The 17,865-nt window shown below is 31.7% G+C and carries 15 protein-coding genes; 7 read left to right on the forward strand and 8 right to left on the reverse strand.

What is annotated here, in order from left to right:
• Nucleotides 1-10 precede the first annotated feature (10 nt).
• From AX016_RS06775 to AX016_RS06795, 5 genes are all read left to right on the forward strand, one after another.
• Nucleotides 11-1,399 (forward strand): hypothetical protein, encoded by a 1,389-nt coding sequence (locus AX016_RS06775; RefSeq protein WP_100894895.1) that lies wholly within the window; start codon nt 11-13, stop codon nt 1,397-1,399.
• A 55-nt stretch (nt 1,400-1,454) separates the two neighbouring features.
• Nucleotides 1,455-2,006, forward strand: a complete 552-nt coding sequence (lptC, locus tag AX016_RS06780) for an LPS export ABC transporter periplasmic protein LptC (RefSeq protein WP_100894896.1) — start codon at nt 1,455-1,457, stop codon at nt 2,004-2,006.
• Nucleotides 2,003-2,203, forward strand: a complete 201-nt coding sequence (locus AX016_RS06785; RefSeq protein WP_100894897.1) for a hypothetical protein — start codon at nt 2,003-2,005, stop codon at nt 2,201-2,203. The genes lptC and AX016_RS06785 overlap by 4 nt, the downstream gene beginning before the upstream one ends.
• Nucleotides 2,204-2,205: 2 nt before the next feature.
• Complete coding sequence (locus AX016_RS06790; protein WP_100894898.1) at nt 2,206-3,495, forward strand: hemolysin family protein; 1,290 nt, start codon at nt 2,206-2,208, stop codon at nt 3,493-3,495.
• Nucleotides 3,496-3,585: 90 nt separating this feature from the next.
• Entirely contained in the window at nt 3,586-5,688 is a 2,103-nt protein-coding gene (locus AX016_RS06795) for a peptidylprolyl isomerase (RefSeq protein WP_100894899.1), read from the forward strand.
• Nucleotides 5,689-5,740: 52 nt separating this feature from the next.
• Here AX016_RS06795 and AX016_RS06800 read toward each other — a convergent pair whose 3' ends face one another.
• Together AX016_RS06800 and AX016_RS06805 are read right to left on the reverse strand one after the other, a co-directional pair.
• Nucleotides 5,741-6,664: a GYDIA family GHMP kinase gene (locus AX016_RS06800; RefSeq protein WP_100894900.1), complete on the reverse strand. Its 924-nt coding sequence runs from the start codon at nt 6,662-6,664 to the stop codon at nt 5,741-5,743.
• Nucleotides 6,657-7,976, reverse strand: coding sequence for a hydroxymethylglutaryl-CoA reductase, degradative (locus AX016_RS06805; RefSeq protein WP_100894901.1), 1,320 nt, complete (start codon nt 7,974-7,976; stop codon nt 6,657-6,659). Before AX016_RS06805 ends, AX016_RS06800 begins: the two co-directional genes overlap by 8 nt.
• A gap of 262 nt (nt 7,977-8,238) precedes the next feature.
• Between AX016_RS06805 and AX016_RS06810 the strand changes: the two genes are divergently transcribed.
• Nucleotides 8,239-9,771 carry a peptide MFS transporter gene (locus AX016_RS06810; RefSeq protein ID WP_100894902.1) on the forward strand — a complete coding sequence of 511 codons (1,533 nt, stop codon included), beginning with the start codon at nt 8,239-8,241 and terminating at the stop codon, nt 9,769-9,771.
• Nucleotides 9,772-9,847: 76 nt separating this feature from the next.
• Here the strand turns inward: AX016_RS06810 and AX016_RS06815 are convergent, their stop codons facing one another.
• From AX016_RS06815 to surE, 6 genes are all read right to left on the reverse strand, one after another.
• Nucleotides 9,848-10,576 carry an MIP/aquaporin family protein gene (locus AX016_RS06815; protein ID WP_100894903.1) on the reverse strand — a complete coding sequence of 243 codons (729 nt, stop codon included), beginning with the start codon at nt 10,574-10,576 and terminating at the stop codon, nt 9,848-9,850.
• Nucleotides 10,577-10,680: 104 nt separating this feature from the next.
• Nucleotides 10,681-12,684, reverse strand: a complete 2,004-nt coding sequence (locus AX016_RS06820; protein ID WP_100894904.1) for a ComEC/Rec2 family competence protein — start codon at nt 12,682-12,684, stop codon at nt 10,681-10,683.
• 3 nt (nt 12,685-12,687) lie between these two features.
• Nucleotides 12,688-13,245 (reverse strand): C40 family peptidase, encoded by a 558-nt coding sequence (locus tag AX016_RS06825; protein WP_100894905.1) that lies wholly within the window; start codon nt 13,243-13,245, stop codon nt 12,688-12,690.
• A gap of 54 nt (nt 13,246-13,299) precedes the next feature.
• Nucleotides 13,300-14,424, reverse strand: a complete 1,125-nt coding sequence (lpxB, locus tag AX016_RS06830; protein WP_100894906.1) for a lipid-A-disaccharide synthase — start codon at nt 14,422-14,424, stop codon at nt 13,300-13,302.
• Between the two features lie 16 nt (nt 14,425-14,440).
• A complete protein-coding gene (locus tag AX016_RS06835) occupies nt 14,441-14,725 on the reverse strand; it encodes a hypothetical protein (protein WP_100894907.1) in 285 nt (94 codons plus the stop codon).
• Nucleotides 14,715-15,497, reverse strand: coding sequence for a 5'/3'-nucleotidase SurE (surE, locus tag AX016_RS06840; RefSeq protein ID WP_100894908.1), 783 nt, complete (start codon nt 15,495-15,497; stop codon nt 14,715-14,717). Before surE ends, AX016_RS06835 begins: the two co-directional genes overlap by 11 nt.
• Nucleotides 15,498-15,716: 219 nt before the next feature.
• On the opposite strand from surE, the gene AX016_RS06845 reads away from it, so the two are divergent.
• Nucleotides 15,717-17,843: a carboxy terminal-processing peptidase gene (locus AX016_RS06845; RefSeq protein WP_100894909.1), complete on the forward strand. Its 2,127-nt coding sequence runs from the start codon at nt 15,717-15,719 to the stop codon at nt 17,841-17,843.
• Nucleotides 17,844-17,865: the final 22 nt, after the last annotated feature.

Raw genomic sequence — 17,865 nt, forward strand, 5'->3', positions numbered from 1 at the left:
ACCAATTAAGATGAAAAAGAAACTTTACTTTATAGCGATTGCTTTTATAAGCGTTATGGGTGTAAGCTATGCTCAGGAAACAGCTGCTGCTACAGTTGATAAGTCAGAATGTAAAAATAACTTTCAATTATATGCGCAGGATGCAAAAGTTAAAAATTATGATGCTGCATACGGGCCTTGGAAAAAGGTTTATGATGCATGCCCAGATCATCATCAAGCAAACTTTCAGTACGGAGAGCGTATTTTAAAGCATAAAATAAAAAATGCCTCTGGAGCAGAAAAAACTGAGTTTATAAATATGTTATTAGGGTTGTATGATAATTATATTAAATACTATCCTACAAAAACATCTAAGGCAGAAGTTATAATAGACAAGCAGTTATTAAAGTATGATAACAAAATGTCTACTGATGAAGAGGATTATGCTGAATTAGGTAAGGCTTTTACGGAAGACAGAGCTAACTTTAAAAGTGTAAAAGCATTATACTTATATTTTTCTAGCCTTGTAAACTTGCATAAAGCTGGTAAAGAGGAGTTACAAACTGTTTTTGATGTATATGATGATGTAACAGAAAAGATTGAAGAAGATAACAAAGCTTTAACTGCTAAAATTAGTACATTGTTGGCTAAAGAAGATGCTGGTACAATTACTAAAAAAGAAGCTAATAACTTAAGAGTTTACAGTGCAAACTCTGGTAATTACGGTAAAGTATCTGGTAGTATAGACTCTAAATTAGGGGATTTAGCTAACTGTGAAAACTTAATACCATTATACGAGAAAAACTTTGAGGCTAAGCAAAATGACCTTAAGTGGGTAAAAAGAGCGGTAGGAAGAATGTACTCTAAAGATTGTTTAGATTCTCCAATGTTTAAAAAATTATTTGAAAAACAATTGGCAATGGAGCCATCTGCAAGTGCTTACTTATACTCAGCTTCTTTAAAATTAAAGTCAGGAGATAACAAGGGTGCTTTAGCAGATTTTACAAAAGCTAGTGAGTTAGAAACGGATTCTTATAAAAAAGCAGATATTTTATATAAAATTGCTGCTAGATATAGCAGAATTAGCAAGTCTACATCTTACAAATATGCTAACAAGTCATTACAAGCAAACCCATCAAATGGTAAAGCTTATTTACTTATGGCTAGCTTAGTGTCTAGTAGTGCAAACTCTTGTGGGTCTACTAAGTTTGAGAAATTAGCTGTAAATTGGAAAGCTGCAGAATTAGCTAGAAAAGCGGGTAGAGTAGATCCTTCTTTAGGTTCTGCTGCAAAATCAGCTGCTAGTAGATATGTACAGAGAGCGCCAACAAAAACAGATATTTTCTCTAACAACATGCAGGGCAAAACAGTTAGCTTTAATTGTTGGGTTGGTGGTAGTGTAAAGGTGCCTAACCTATAAGATGATCACAATAAATACATATAAATTTTTAAAGAGCATTGCCATAATTTGTTTTATGGCAATGCTTTTTTCGTGTAAAGATAATTACAAGCGTGTTGGTGTAGAGGCTACTAAATTAGTCTACCCGCAAGGGGTTGCCAATGATTTGGTGTTTACATATACAGAAACTAAAGATCCTGTAAAGAATGAAAAAGAAGTAACTACTAGGGTTATGGCAGTGTTAACAGCTCCAGTTAGGGAAGATTTTAATAACCTTACATTTCCAAAAGAGGTTTTTCCAAAGGGGTTGCAAGTGGAGTTTTTTGATGATAAAAACCAGAAAAGCACAATAACTGCAGATTACGGTATTAGTTATTCTTCTACAAAATTAATAAGTTTACGAGGTAATGTTGTAATACATACACATGACGGTAAGCAATTTAAAACACCACAGTTGTTTTATGATCAGGTTAATAGATGGATTTTTACTCAGGAAAAATTTGAGTTTATAAACCCGGAAGATGAATCTGTAATGTATGGCGAAGGGTTTGATTCTGATAAAGATTTAAAACAAGTAAATGCACACAAAACAACAGGCTTAAAAACAATAAAAGACGAGGAAATATGATGAAAATTTTAAAGTATACAGAGGTTTTATATTTGGTAGTGGCTATACTAGCATCTGTAAAAATGTATACACTTTGGAGAGCAGGGCAAGACTTTTATTTATTTGCTTTTTTTGCTGTAATTTCTATTGGTATGTTCTTTTTTAGAAGACATTATCGTAAAAAGTTTGAAAGTAGAAAACAAGATAATAACTCATAACCTTGGTAACATCAATCATTATTATTGTTGTATCATTATTGCTTTCTGCATTTTTCTCAGGAATGGAGATTGCATTTATATCTGCTAACAGAATACATTTAGAGATCGAGAAAAAACAAGAAGGGTTTTTGTCTACCGTATTATCTAAATTAACAGCCAAACCTTCTAAGTTTATTGCCACTATGTTAATTGGTAATAATATAGCTCTTGTTATATATGGTATGTATATGGGAGATTTGCTTATGAGTTGGTTTACTGGCTTATTGCCTACAAGTAGTGGTTTTGTAGATTTGTTACTAACAGATTTTGGATTATTATCTCAAACCATAATTTCTACTTTAATCATTTTAATTACGGCTGAGTTTTTGCCAAAAGTGTTTTTTCAAATTTATGCAAACTCTTTTTTAAAGGTTTTAGCAATACCTGCTTATTTCTTTTACGGATTATTTTCTTGGATCTCTAATTTTGTAATCAGTGTATCAGACTTTATTTTAAAAACATTTTTTAAAACAGACGGTGATCATAGTCAACTTGCTTTTAGCAAAGTAGAATTAGGAGATTATATTACAGAACAGTTAGAGACTGTAAATTTAGAGGATGAAGTAGATTCTGAAATACAAATTTTTCAGAACGCGTTAGAATTTGCAGCGGTAAAAGCAAGAGAAGTAATGGTGCCGCGTACAGAAATTGTTGCGGTAGAGTTACATGATACACCAAAAAATTTAACCAAATTATTTACAGAAACTGGTTTTTCTAAGATAATGGTGTACAAAGAAACTATAGACAATATTATTGGTTATGTACATTCTTTTGAGTTGTTTAAAAAACCAAAAACAATAAAGAGTATTCTGCTTCCTATAGAATTTGTGCCAGAAACTATGTTGGTTAGTGATATTTTAGATTCGCTTACAAAAAAAAGAAAAAGTGTAGCTGTTGTGTTAGATGAGTATGGTGGCACGGCAGGTATAATGACGGTAGAAGATATTGTAGAGGAATTGTTTGGTGAAATAGAAGATGAACATGATACCACAGATTTGGTAGAAGAGCAGTTAAAAGATGATGTTTATAAGTTCTCTGCAAGACTAGATGTAGACTATATAAACGAAAATTATAAATTAGAATTGCCAGAGAGTGATGAGTATGAAACGCTTGGTGGTTTAATAGTAAACGAAACTGGAGAAATACCAGAAAAAGATTCAGAAATTAAAATTGAAAACTTCAATTTTAAAATAATAGAAGTGTCAAATACTAAGATAGATTTGGTAACCCTACATATACTTGAAAAAGAGTAGGTTTTTAGTGTTAAAAATTTGATAAAAATTAAATTTTAAAACCCAAAAAGAAATGGTATTTTTGCCCACTGATTTTAAACATTTTATAAAATGGCGATTTTAGAGAACATAAGAAAGAGAACAACTGTATTAATCCTAATTATAGGTTTAGCCTTATTTGCGTTTGTTATCTCTGGTATTTTTAGTGCAGATGGTATGTCTGGTGCAAAAACAGGTACTACTGTAGCAGAAATTAACGGAAAAGATATTTCTATTGATAAATTTAGAAGAGAGGTAGAAGCCGCTTCTAACCGTTTTGGAGCTGGTGCAACTTCTATGCAGGTTGTAAACAGTGTTTGGGATCAAGAAGTAAGAAATGCTGTTTTAAGTGATGAGTTTGATGATTTAGGAATCTCTATAGAGCAAGACCAAATCATAAACTTTATAGCTTCTAACCCAGGATTTGCTCAAAACCCACAATACCAAAATGAAAATGGTGTTTTTGATGAGTATATTTTTAAAGAATTTATTTCTACTTTAAAAACAGAAAACCCTGGACAGTATGCATTGTGGATTCAGCAAGAGCAGGCTATTATGCAAGCTGCTAAAGAGCAAACTTACTTTAACTTAATTAAAGCAGGTTTGGGAGCTACTTTAAAAGAGGGTGAGTTAGACTATAAATTGGCTAACGATAAAATAGATATTAAATACGTAAGAGTACCTTACACTTCTATAGCAGATAGTTCTGTTGCAGTTAGTAAAGATGAAATCTCTTCATATATTAACGATCATAAAGAAGATTTTAAACAAGAAAAAGCTAGAGATTTTCAGTTTGTTTATTTTGAAGAAAAACCATCTTTAGAGGATGAAAAAGCTGTAAAAGAAAAAGTACTTAGTTTACTTAATGATAAGGTAGAGTACAATGACACAATTTTAGGATTTAGAAATACTAAAAATGTAGAAGAATTTTTAGATCGTAATTCAGATTTAAAATATGACACTATATACAAAACTAAAAATGTTCTTGCTCCAAAATTTGCTGATACTTTAATGGCATTAAATGTTGGTGATATTTACGGACCTTACCGTGATGGTAATTTCTTTAAAGTATCTAAAATGATAAGCAAGAAAAAAGACGGTAATGTAAAAGCTAGTCATATACTTGTTGCTTGGGAAGGTGCAGAAAGAGCAAATCCAGAAGTTAAAAGAACAAAAGAAGAAGCTAAGAAAAGAGCAGATGAGTTATTAAAAGATGCTAAAAAAGGAGATGTAGAATTTTCTGTATTAGCTCGTGATAATTCAGATGGTCCTTCAGCAACAAGAGGTGGAGATTTAGGATATAGCCAACAAGGTAGAATGACTCCTAAGTTTGATGAGTTTATGTTTAGCAACAATGTAGGTACTATAGGTATGGTAGAAACAGAATTTGGTTACCATATTGTAAAGGTAGATGACAAGCAAGACTTAGTTCGTATTGCAACTTTAGCAAGAGCTATTGAGGCTTCAGAAGCAACTATAAACTCTTTATTTACTCAGGCTACTCAATTTGAAAGTGATGCCAAAGACACGGATAAAACATTTTTAGAATTATCTAAAGAGAAAAAATACGTTGCAAGACCAGTAAATAAAATTAAGGCTATGGATGAAAACCTTCCTGGCTTATCTGCTCAAAGAGCAATTGTACAATGGGCTTTTAACGATGATTCTAATGTAGGTGATATTAAACGTTTCTCTGTAAATAATGGTTATGCAGTAGTGCAATTAACTGGTAAATATGCAGAAGGTTTAATGTCTGTAGAGGATGCATCTTTTATGGTGTTACCAAAATTAAGAAAAGAGAAAAAAGCAGCTCAAATTATTGCAGCTAATAAAGGTAAAGATTTAGATGCTATTGCTAAGGCTAATAATGTATCTGCTTCTACAGCATCTGCATTAACTATGAAATCTCCAACAATACCTGGTGCAGGTAGAGAGCCGTTTGTGGTAGGTAATGCTTTTGGTCTTAACCAAGGAGAAACTTCTGGTTTATTAGAAGGTGAAACTGGTGTATTTATGGTATCGGTTACTAAAAAGGAAGAAGCTCCTAAATTAGAAAACTATAGTACATATGCTAATATGGTACAAACAACAGCTACACAGAGAGTAAATTCTGCAGTTTATAATGCATTAAAGAAATCTGCTGAGATTGAAGATAACAGAGCAATGTTCTACTAAAAGAAATTGTTTTATTAATCATATAAAAAAAGCCTCCAACTTGGAGGCTTTTTTATTTTATTAAATCTGTATATTTAAAGATGGTATTGTAACCCTTTTGTTTAAAATAGGAGGGAGTTTCTTTGTTTCCTGTGGCAAGTATAAAGTCGCCACCCCAGGCTCCTAAACTTTTTATGGCGCCGTTATAATCTGCAAACAATAACTCTTTAACGGTTGTTGTTTTTAAGGCGTTAGACAGTAGTTCTTCGTGCTTGTTAATAAGAGTCTCAAAAGTGGTTAAAAGTGTTGCGGAAGCTATTTTTTTGGTAATTTCTGTAATGTCTTTTATTAGTTCTTCTTTGTTAAAAGTACATTCTTTATATGCGGCAATGGCATCTCTGCTATTTTGTTTTTTATTTAAGTGAATAAAATATAAATGATCAACAAACAGAGGATTAAACTCTATAATCTTAACAGTAGGTATGCTATTTATTTTTTGATAGAAAATAGGAGTATTGTTTTGAGCACAAGCAATATCATAACCACTGCCTCCCATTGTGTTTTCTAATAATTTAAAAGCATCTACTTTAGCCCAAGTTGCAATATTATTTATTAAGGTAGATGAAGATCCAAGTCCCCAGTCTCTAGGGAAATCTAATTTAGTTTCTACTGCTAGGCCTTTAGTGTTTTTTAAAAAGCCAGAATTTAACAGTTGAGCTTCTTTTAAAATAGATTGTAATGTTTTGGCAGTATCAATCCAAGTTTTATCTTTTTCTTCGGTATTTAGTATATGTAAATCGCTACATCTAAAATTAGTGCTAAACCAAGTATTGTTATTAACGTCTATGCTTTTCCAAGTAATGGTAGCGTTACTTGTTTTTGTTACCGTTAAATTTTGACCGTATATTGTAGGTACAGCTAAACTTGTAGCGCCATCTAAAACAACATATTCTCCTGTAAGTAATAATTTGCCGTTACTATAAAATTCCTTAGTCATTTTTTAAATTGTTGTAAGCAGAAACTACCGCGCTATGTGTAACCGTATTTGTTTTAAAATGGTTGGTAAGTGTCTTTTTTTCTTCGTCTGTAGCACCAAGCTGATTTAAAATATTTAACAAGTGCATTTTCATATGGCCCTCTTGTATACCAGTTGTTACTAAAGAACGCAGCGCTGCAAAATTCTGAGCCAAACCAGTTGCTGCCACAATTTGCATTAATTCTGTTGCAGACGGTTTTTGTAAAATGTCTAGCGCAACTTTTACTAATGGATGTAAATTTGTTAATCCACCTACGGTTCCTAACGCTAATGGTACATCAATCCAAAATTTAAAAACCCCATTTTCTATACTAGCATCTGTTAAACTGCTGTACTTTCCGTTTTTACTAGCATAGGCGTGTATGCCAGCTTCAATAGCTCTAAAGTCGTTTCCTGTAGCTAAAATAACAGCATCAATACCATTCATGATGCCTTTATTATGGGTAACGGCCCTGTAGGTTTCTACTTTTGCTATAGTAACCGCTTGTACAAGTTTTTCTGCTAAATGTTGTGCTTCTTCAATGTTGCCTTCGCTTAGCTCTTCAATTGTACAGCTAACCTCTGCTCTAACAACGCAATTTGGAACGTAGTTAGATAAAATGCTCATTACAACTTCAATATTTTTTTCATCATCAGAAAAATCAGCATAAACTAATGCTTCTGTTTTTAAAGTTTTAGCAAACTGTTCTAGACAAGAGTTTATAAAGTTGGCGCCCATTGCATCTAATGTTTCAAAAGTGCAATGTAGCTGGTAATAGTTCTCTAAATCTTCAGTTTTATTACGGAGTTCTATATTTGTAATTCCGCCACCACGTTTTTTCATACTAGTGGTAAGCTCATCGGCATCTGTGTAAATTTTAGATTTAATAGTATTAAAAAAAGCTTCTAACTTTTTTTCATCACCCTTAAAAATAAAATGAACCTGACCTACTTTTTCTGTCCCTAGAATAGTAGTTTTAAATCCGCCTCTAGATAACCAAAACTTAGCAGATTTACTAGCTGCGGCAACTACAGAACTTTCTTCTATAGCCATTGGTACAGCATAAAGCTTGTTGTTAATTAAAAAGTTAGGAGCAATACCTAAAGGCAAATAATAGTTAGATATGGTATTTTCTATAAACTCATCATGCAGTTTTTGTAGTTTGGTATCAGAATTCCAATACACTTTTAATACTTCTTTTGTGTGTTCAGTATTAAGGGTGTAATTATTTGCAATCCAGTTTATTTTTTCTTCTTTGCTTAGTTTAGAGAATCCTTGTATAGGGGCAGTCATAGTTGGTTTTTTACAAGTGTCAAAGATAAACATAATGTGGCAACTTTTTTAGACTCATATATCTGTGAGTTTTGCCTGTCTAATTACAATATTTAAGATAAAAAGTTTACTATTTATTAAAATTATTAGTAAACTTGAAATTTTTATCTCATTTTTGATAAAATCGTAATAGTGTAGATTTATATACTGTATCAATGGGATGTAATTTTGCTAATGGTTTTAGTTTATTGCAACCCCACTAATAAATTAATTTTTTATAATTATGGAAAACACTGTTAAATCAGTTGAAGAACAAGAGCTTTTTGGACATCCAAAAGGATTGTTTTATTTATTTTTTGCGGAGTTATGGGAGCGTTTTAGCTTCTATGGAATGCGTGCTTTGCTAACACTATATATGGTAGATGTTGTTTTTGCAGCTTTAGCATCTAGAGATTTTGCAGCAGCAGCAGTATACGCATCTTACGGCTCTTTGGTTTATGCTTCTACGGTAATTGGAGGTAGAATCTCTGATAAGATATTGGGAATGCGAAAGTCTATTTTTTTAGGAGGTATTTTAATGTCTGTAGGACATTTTGTTTTAGCCATAGAACATGATATTACTTTCTTTTTAGCACTTGCATTAATTGTTGTTGGTAATGGTTTTTTTAAACCAAATATATCAACATTTGTTGGCTCGTTATACAAGGACGGCGATAGTAGAAAAGATTCTGGTTTTGTAATTTTTTATATGGGGATTAATATCGGAGGTTTTGTTGCACCTTTAATTTGCGGTTATTTAGGTAAAACTTTTGGTTGGCATTATGGATTTGGACTGGCAGGTATTGGTATGCTATTGGGGCTTATATTCTTTTATAGTGGAATTAAAAAGAATGTTTTTGGAGATAGAGGTTTACCGCCTGTTAAAGGAGTTTTGGAAAAGACAATTTTAGGTGTTAAACAAGGTATAATGATTCCTATTTTGGCTATTTTATCTGCTCCTGTTATTGCTTATTTACTGTCTTCTTATAAGTCTTTAGGAGAAAAGGGTACTTTTTTAGAAGATGATAACATTGTTAATATTATATTTTATTTAATTGCTATAGGTATTGCGGTTTTTTTAATAAATGTTTTAATAAAAGCTACAGTAGATGAACGTAAAAAGCTAATTGTAGCTATTTTGATTACGTTTTTTATGACACTTTTCTGGGGTTTTCATGAGCTTTCTGGTAGTGTAATAACGTTGTTTGCAGAAAGAAATGTGAATCTTACCTTTATCGACGCTTCACAAACTAATGCATTAAATTCAATGTTCATAATTATATTATCAATTCCAATATCAATGCTTTTTGCTTATTTGAGGAAAAAGAAAATGGATCCTAGAACACCATACAAATTTGGTTTAGGACTTGCTTTTGCCGGTATAAGTTTCTTTATACTTTCTTTAAGCAGTGGTAGTGCAGATGCAGACGGGATGGTTCCTTTTTCTTATTTGTTAATTATGTACTTTCTAATTTCTGTTGGGGAGTTGTTTATGTCTCCAGTAGGTTTATCTAAAATTACAGACCTTTCTCCAAAGCGTATTGTAGCTTTTATGATGGGAATTTGGTTTTTAGCTTCAGCATTTGCATTTCAAATTGTTGGTTTTATTAGTAAGCAATTGGCTGTTGAAAGTGATGATAAAAACGTAGGAGGGTTAGATACCTTAGGTATATACACAGACGGTTTCTTGTTAATATCTAAATATGCACTAGGTGCAGCTGTTATTGTTTTAGTGCTTTCTCCTTTAATTAAAAAACTAATGGGTAAAGTTCATTAATTTTTATAAATACAATAAAAAAATCCCTTTTTACAATCTGTAAAAAGGGATTTTTAGTTTTAATAATCTTATTAAATTAACTTAAAGCAAGCATTAAAAAAGCAGCTAAAGAAGCTCCTAATATTGGTCCTACAACAGGAATCCAAGCATAGCTCCAATCGCTTTTAGCTTTATTTTTTATAGGTAATAATGCGTGTACAATTCTAGGTCCTAAATCTCTTGCAGGGTTAATAGCATAGCCTGTAGTGCCACCTAATGATAAGCCTATAGCCCAAACTAAAAATGCAACCGGAATTGCTCCTACAGAGCCTAAACCAATAGTTGTATTAGATTCAGTTAATATAGCGTCAGAAAAATAAAAGATAGTTAGTAATAATACAAAAGTGCCTATAACCTCACTAAAAACATTGGTAAATGTATTTTTTATGGCGGGTGCAGTACAAAAAACGGCTTTCTTTGCATCAGCATCTTCTGTGGCATCAAAATGATTTTTGTATGTTAACCATACAGTAGTGGCGCCAAGCATAGCACCAATAAATTGCGCAAGAATATACATAGGTACTTTAGACCAAGCAAATTTACTTGCAATTGCCAAGCCAATACTTACCGCAGGGTTTAAGTGTGCACCACTATATGGCCCAGCTATAACAACGCCAACATAAACAGCAAGTGCCCAACCAGTTGTTATAACAATCCAGCCACTATTATGACCATTTGTGTTTTTTAAAACAACGTTGGCAACAACACCGCCACCAAGTAAAATAAGAATAGCAGTACCTATAATTTCAGCAATAAATGGAGTCATTTTTTTATTTTTATTTTAAGATTGTTCAATATTAAAGAGCATTAATGGTTTGGTATATATTTCTCTATTTTTTTTAATATAGGTGTAAAGGTAAATATCTGTAACTAATAAAATGTGTAATATCCTTTTTCGCCAGTATAATAAAAAGGAATGTTTCTTTTTGAGCAAGTAGCTCTCCAAAGTGCTATTGTACTTTTGTAATTACTACCGTCTGCAATTATTTGCCTAGGTTTAATTTCTGTAATTAACCTATTTAAATTTAGTTTTGCAGACTGTGTAAGTAACACAATACTATTTTCTTTTTTTGGGTAAACGGCTAAACTATCTACAATAATTAGTAGGTTGTTTTTGTACCTATAATTATTTTTAAGTATAAATTTTGCTACAGAATCTATACGCTCTGCAGTGCTAATATTTGCTAAAGTTTGATTGTTTTTTAAATTGATATTAGAATGTACATTTAGTTCTTGTCCAGATTGATGAACCAAAATTGTATTTCTGTTTTGGTGTAATACATATAGTTGATCTTTGGTAGTGGAGTTGTAATTATAAAATATAATACAGGCCTGAAAAAGAAGTATACTGCCAAGTAAAAAAGCGGTTCTTTTAAAATTTCTTTTCTCAAAAAACATAAGCAATAGTACTAAAAACAGGTAACTTATTGCAATCTGAATTTTATTAAAAGAGATGGCTTTTATTAAAAAGTTTTCTTGTAATGCTACCCATTTCACAATACTATTCATTGCAAAAATAATACTGTTATAAATTGAAACTAGAAATGGTGGTAATGTATTACACAATGCTAAAACAAGCACTAGAATACCTGTGCTTAGTATAATTCCTAAAAACGGAATTATGGCTAAGTTGGTAATAAAAAATAGTCCAGGAAACTGATGAAAGTAGTATAAACTAATAGGTAATACACCCAGCTGTGCAGCAAAACTAACCGTTAACAATTGCCATATTTTGTTTGTAATATAATATTTGGGTTGCAACAGTTTTTGAAAAATAGGATTAAAAAGAATTATAGAAAATACCGCAGCATAACTCATTTGTAAACCAACAGAAAATAAAAGATTTGGTTGTAGTAATAGGATAAAGAAAAGTGACAATGCTACTATATTAAACGAGCTTGTTGGTCTATTTAAATACATAGCATAAGCTACAAATGTAAACATAGTTACGGCTCTAACTAAAGAGCTAGATAAACCAGCAAGTAAAGCAAAACTCCACAAGAAAATAACTATTACAACTAGTTTAATTGTTTTACCTTTTGGGAGGTACTCTAAAGGAGAAAATATAAATTGTAATATTAATAAAAGAATACCTATATGTAAACCAGATAGTGCTAAAATATGTATCGCGCCAGCATTTTTATAAGCATCTAAAGTCTCTGCTTGTATAGTGTTTCGTTCTCCTAATAAAAGTGCTTTTATAATGCTAAGTTCTTCATTACCAAAACCAGCATTGTTTAGTTTGTTTGTTATTTTAGTTCTAACAGATGCCGCTATACCTTTAATTGTTTTGTTTGTAGATAGTAACTGTTTGTAGTTTTTTTTAATATCTATTTTATGGTAGACACCTAAATCCTCTAAATACGCTGCGTAATTAAATTGGTGTGGGTTTAGAGGTTTATTTATATTTTTTAGTTCAGAATAAACAGCAAGTTCGTCATCAACTAAAAAAGTAGTATTTGTAGAGTCTTTGGGTAAATTAATTAAAAAAACACCTTTAGTTTTTGTGTCATCTAGATTAATTAAAGTAGCAATGTATTTATGGTTATATGTATTAGATTTTAGGACCTCACTTATTTTTATATGCCACAAATGTGTATTGGCAAAATCTTTATTACTATAGTGTAATTTATTATTTTTTGGAGTGGCTAAGCTAGCTGTAAATACGCCAAGAAAAATAACTGAAAGTATTGTAAAAATACCAAAAGATAAAGCTCTTTTTTTAGATGTTTTAAAAAGAAAACCGAGACCTGTTAAAAAGAATATTAACAAGCAAAAGGAAGTAAGTATTGGTAATTTTAGTATGGTTTGTATCAGAATTCCGGTAATTAAGCATAGTGTTAATTTTACCGAAATAAACTGAAACGGTTTCATAAATTAAAGTATTCTTGTAGCTTTTACAAAGGCATAATTCCAATATCCTTCTCTTAAAGATGATACAATTACACCTCTAGAAGTGCTTGCGTGTATAAATTTAATTTCGTCGTTATCTGTAGCAACAACCAATCCAACGTGGTTAATTCTTTTTCTTTTTTTTGATGTCCTAAAAAAAAGTAAATCTCCTTTTTCTACATCTTTAACCCTAACTTCTTTTCCTTCTTCTGCCATAACATAAGACACTCTAGGTAAAGATATGTCGTTTTCAGAAAAAGCAACGTAGAGTAGACCAGAGCAGTCCATTCCTCTTTTTGTGGTTCCTCCAAATTTATAAGGTGTGCCAGAAAAGGCTAAGGCAGAATTTATAATTTTGTCTGCTTTGCGCTCAACAGCAATTTCTTCAGCTTTTCTTTTAGACCTAGGAGAGTTTCCTTTTTCTATAATTGTTTTAGAAGGCGCAACACTTACTTTGCGCTCTTTATTGTAGGTAGTTTTCTTTTTAGAGCCACAACTGGCCAAAGAAATAATTAGCAGGAAAAAAGTTATTTTACGGATCATTCCAAGAAAAATTTAGGACACTTGCTTACCAAATTTAGTAAATTTAATTGGTTTTTATTCTTTAGGTTTTGTATTGGTAACAATTAATTCTGCCGCTTTTTTACTTGCACCTGCGCCTCCTAATTTTTTTTCGAGCTGATAATATTCTTCAAATACCTTTGTTCTGGTGTCTTTAGATAAAATTTTGTTTAGCTCAATAGTTAAACTTTTTGTATTTAAATCGTCCTGAATTAACTCCTTTATTACCTCTTTATCCATTATTAAATTTACTAATGAAATATATTTTAAAGTAATAATTTTTTTGGCAATATAGTATGATAGCCAGTGGGCCTTGTAACATACAACTTGTGGTACTTTAAATAATGCAGTTTCTAGGGTTGCAGTACCGCTTGTAACTAGTGCCGCTGTAGATAAAGTTAGTAAATTGTAAGTTTGGTTAGCGACAAAACCAACTTGTGGATTTTTTAGAAAAGGTTTATAAAATTCTAAATCCAAGCTAGGAGCACCAGCAATAACAAACTGGTAATTTGTAAAGGATTTGGTTACAGAAAGCATTACGTCTAGCATTTTTTGCACTTCTTGCTTTCTGCTACCAGGTAAAAGAGCAATAATTTGCTTTTTAGGGTCTAAATTATTGTTAGCTCTAAACTCAGTTTCATTGGGTAGTTTTTGTTTGCTTATAGCGTCTAATAAAGGGTGGCCAACAAAGTGTACTGGGTAATTGTGTTTTTTTTCGTAAAAATCTTTTTCAAACGGAAGAATAACATGCATAGCATCTATATCTCGTTTTATTTTAGAAATTCTACCTTCTCTAGAAGCCCAAATTTGTGGAGAAATATAGTAATTAGTACGGTAGTTTTGTTCCTTAGCCCATTTTGCAATACGTAAATTAAAGCCAGAGTAATCTATAAAAATAATAGCATCTGGTTTAAAAGCATCAATATCAGTCTTGCAAAATTTTAAATTTTTAGATATTTTATTAATATTACTTATAACCTCTATAAAACCCATAAAAGCCATACTTTTATAGTGTTTTACTAGTTCACCGCCAGCTTGTTGCATAAGGTCACCACCCCAGCACCTTATATTGGCACTAGTATCTGCATTTTTTATAGCTTTTATAAGGTTAGATCCGTGTAAATCTCCAGATGCTTCTCCTGCAATAATGTAATATTTCATTTAATATATACTATTTTTAAAAAACCTTGTAATATAAAATAACAAGGGCAGTTAGCAATGTGGCTATTAAAACACCTCTTGCTCTGTAGTCTCTTCTTATTTTTAAAAACAGAAAAAAAGCAATTAAATTTAATATAGCTCCAAGCGCTAAAAGACTGCCAATATGGTCGCTCTCAATAGCAGCTTTAAAAGTTTCTACAATACTTAAATCAGAAAATAGTAAAATGTAAGCTAACGTACCAATAGAATTGGCAATTATACCTACAAGAAACCCAATTATAACCTCTTTTTTAGTGTTCATTTAAATTCCAGTTGTTTAGTTGTTGTATGGTGTGGTGTGCAGTTAAATCAAACTGAGTTGGAACCACAGAAATATAGTTGTTGGCTAAAGCAAATTCGTCTGTATCTTCGCCTTTATCAAGCAATTCAAACTCACCTGTAAGCCAGTAGTAGTCTTTACCCATTGGGTTGGTTCTTTTGTCAAATTTTTCTTTCCAATTGGCACGTGCTTGTCTACAAACTTTTATTCCTTTTATAAGTTCATTTTCCTTAACAGGAATATTAACATTTAGCACAACACCTTTAGGAATTCCGTTTGCAAGTGCTTGTTTTACAATTTTTTGTACAAAAGGTTTTGCTTCTTCAAAATTGGCATCCCATGAAAAATCGCAAAGCGAAAAACCAATGGCGGGTATGCCTTCAATTCCGGCTTCAATAGCGGCACTCATTGTGCCAGAATATATAACGTTTATTGATGAGTTAGAACCGTGATTTATGCCGCTTATACAAATATCTGGTTTGCGGTCTAAAAGTTCTTGAAGTCCCATTTTTACACAGTCTGCAGGCGTTCCGCTACAGCTGTATTCTTGTTCAGCACCATCAACATCATCAATAGTTACTAGGTTTGCGTGGAGCGTGTTATTAATGGTAATTGCATGGCCCATTCCAGACTGAGGACTGTCAGGAGCAACAACAACAACGTCTCCAATTTCTTTCATAAATTTAACCAATGATCTTAGGCCAGGAGCAGTAATTCCGTCATCATTGGTAACTAATATTAATGGTTTTTCCATTTAAAGTATAATTTATACCGTAAAAATACGTTTTTAAAATGTTTACAAGAATGCTTTTTAAAAATCTATCTTATAATTATCATAAATAGGTTAAAAAACTGTTGCAAACTTAGAATGTGGCATAGTTTTTTCAGTATCTTGGTAAAATAATTAAAATTTACGTTGTTTTTGATGTAATTTTAAGAAACCAAATTCTACTAAAGTTAAAATAATACATAGATGAAAAAGAATTTAATTGTTATGTCACTTGGGATGCTATTTGCAGTAGCGTCTTGTAGTTTCACAAATAAATCTTTAGACACAGTTAACGACGGTGATAAAGATAAATTACTGATAGAGATAATTGCATACATGTTAGAAAAAGGTCATTATGAACCTAAAGACATTAATGACGATTTTTCAGTGTCAGTTTTTGAAGAATTTATTGATGTTTTAGATCCTACAAAAAGATATTTTTTAGAAAGCGATATAAAAGAGTTTGAAAAGTATAAATTTCAGATTGATGATCAGATAAAAAATACTGACATCAGCTTTTTTGATTTAGTTCATAAAAGGTTAAAGAAGCGTATGGCTGAAGCATCTGATATATATAAAGATATTTTAAGTAAGCCTTTTAATTTTGATACAGCTGAGAAAATTGATATTAATTATGAGGAGCAGACTTTTGTTTCGTCAAAAAAAGAATTAAGAGAAAGGTGGAGAAAGCAACTTAAGTATGCAACCATTAGTACTTTTGATGATAAACTTACAGATAAAGATAAACCTTTGTCTAAGTCCGAAGCAGAGAAAGCTGCAAGAGATTTAACAAAAACAACTTTAGATGACTTTTTTGACTTTGTAAATAATGAGTACGATCGTGAAGATTGGTTTGGGCAATACATTAATACAATTGTAGAAGGTTTTGATCCGCATACGTATTACTTTGCACCAGAAGACAAAGATAAGTTTGATGTTAGTATGTCTGGTAAGTTTGAGGGTATTGGTGCTAGATTACAGAAGAAAAAAGATCAGGTTAAAATAGTAGAAGTAATTTCTGGAGGTCCTATTTGGAGAGACCAAACTATAGAAGTTGGAGATGAAATTGTAAAAGTTGGTCAAAAACCAAACGAAGAGCCAATTGATATAACAGGGATGCAACTTAATGATGCTATTAAATTGATAAAAGGCCCTAAAGGAACTAGCGTTTATTTAACAATTAAAAAAGTAGACGGTTCTACTCAAGTAGTTAAAATTATGAGAGATTTGGTAGAGATGGAGGAGTCTTATGCTAAATCTGCTACTGTAAAAAAAGAAAACCATACGTATGGTGTAATAAATTTACCTAAGTTTTATGTAGATTTTAAAGATTATAGCAACCGTAATGCAGCATCTGATGTAGCTAAAGAAATAGAAAGATTAAAACAAGCCGGAATGGAAGGTTTGGTTTTGGATTTAAGAGATAATGGAGGAGGATCTTTACGTACTGTTGTAGAAATGGCAGGTTTATTTATAAAAGACGGTCCTGTTGTACAAGTAAAATCTTCTGGAGGTACAGAAGAAAAAGTAGTGCATGAAGATAAAGATGAACGTATACAGTGGGATGGTCCATTGGTTTTATTAGTGAATGAATTGTCTGCTTCTGCATCAGAAATTTTAGCAGCTGCAATGCAAGACTATAAAAGAGGTGTTGTAATTGGTAGCAAACAAACTTTTGGTAAAGGAACAGTTCAAAACTTATGGTCTTTGTCTGATATTGTTAGAAATAACGAACATGGAGATTTAGGAGCATTAAAAGTAACAACTCAAAAATTTTACAGAATAAACGGTGGTTCAACTCAGTTAGAAGGTGTAAAGAGTGATGTTGTTGTTCCGGACAAATACAGTTACATAGATCTTGGAGAAAGAGATCAGCAAAATCCATTAGCATGGGATAAAATAAGTCCTGCAGATTACAATGCATGGGATGGTTATATAGATTATAAGCAAACTATAGCAAATAGTGCTAAGCGTATGGCAGAAAACTCTCAGTTGAAGTTAATTGAAGAGAATGCTAAATGGTTGAAAGAACAACAAGATGAAAATGTAGTTTCATTAAGTTACAGTGATTATAAAAAGGATAAAGAAAAACTTGTAGAAAAATCTAAACACTTTAAGGCTATTTACGATTATAAAACAGATTTAACTTTTGAGTCTTTAAAATACGAGAAAGATTTGTTTGTAAAAGATACTATCTTAAAAGAAAAGAGAGAAAGATGGCATAGAGATTTAGCCAGAGACGTATACGTAGAGGAAGCTATTAGTGTTCTTAAAGATTTAAAAAAGAATAACATAAAAAACAATAACAAGTTAGCAGCAATAAAAGGCTAAACTTTTTGGTGATATTTTAAAT

It is taken from the genome of Cellulophaga sp. RHA19 (assembly GCF_002813425.1).
In the GTDB taxonomy this organism is placed as follows: Bacteria; Bacteroidota; Bacteroidia; order Flavobacteriales; family Flavobacteriaceae; genus Cellulophaga.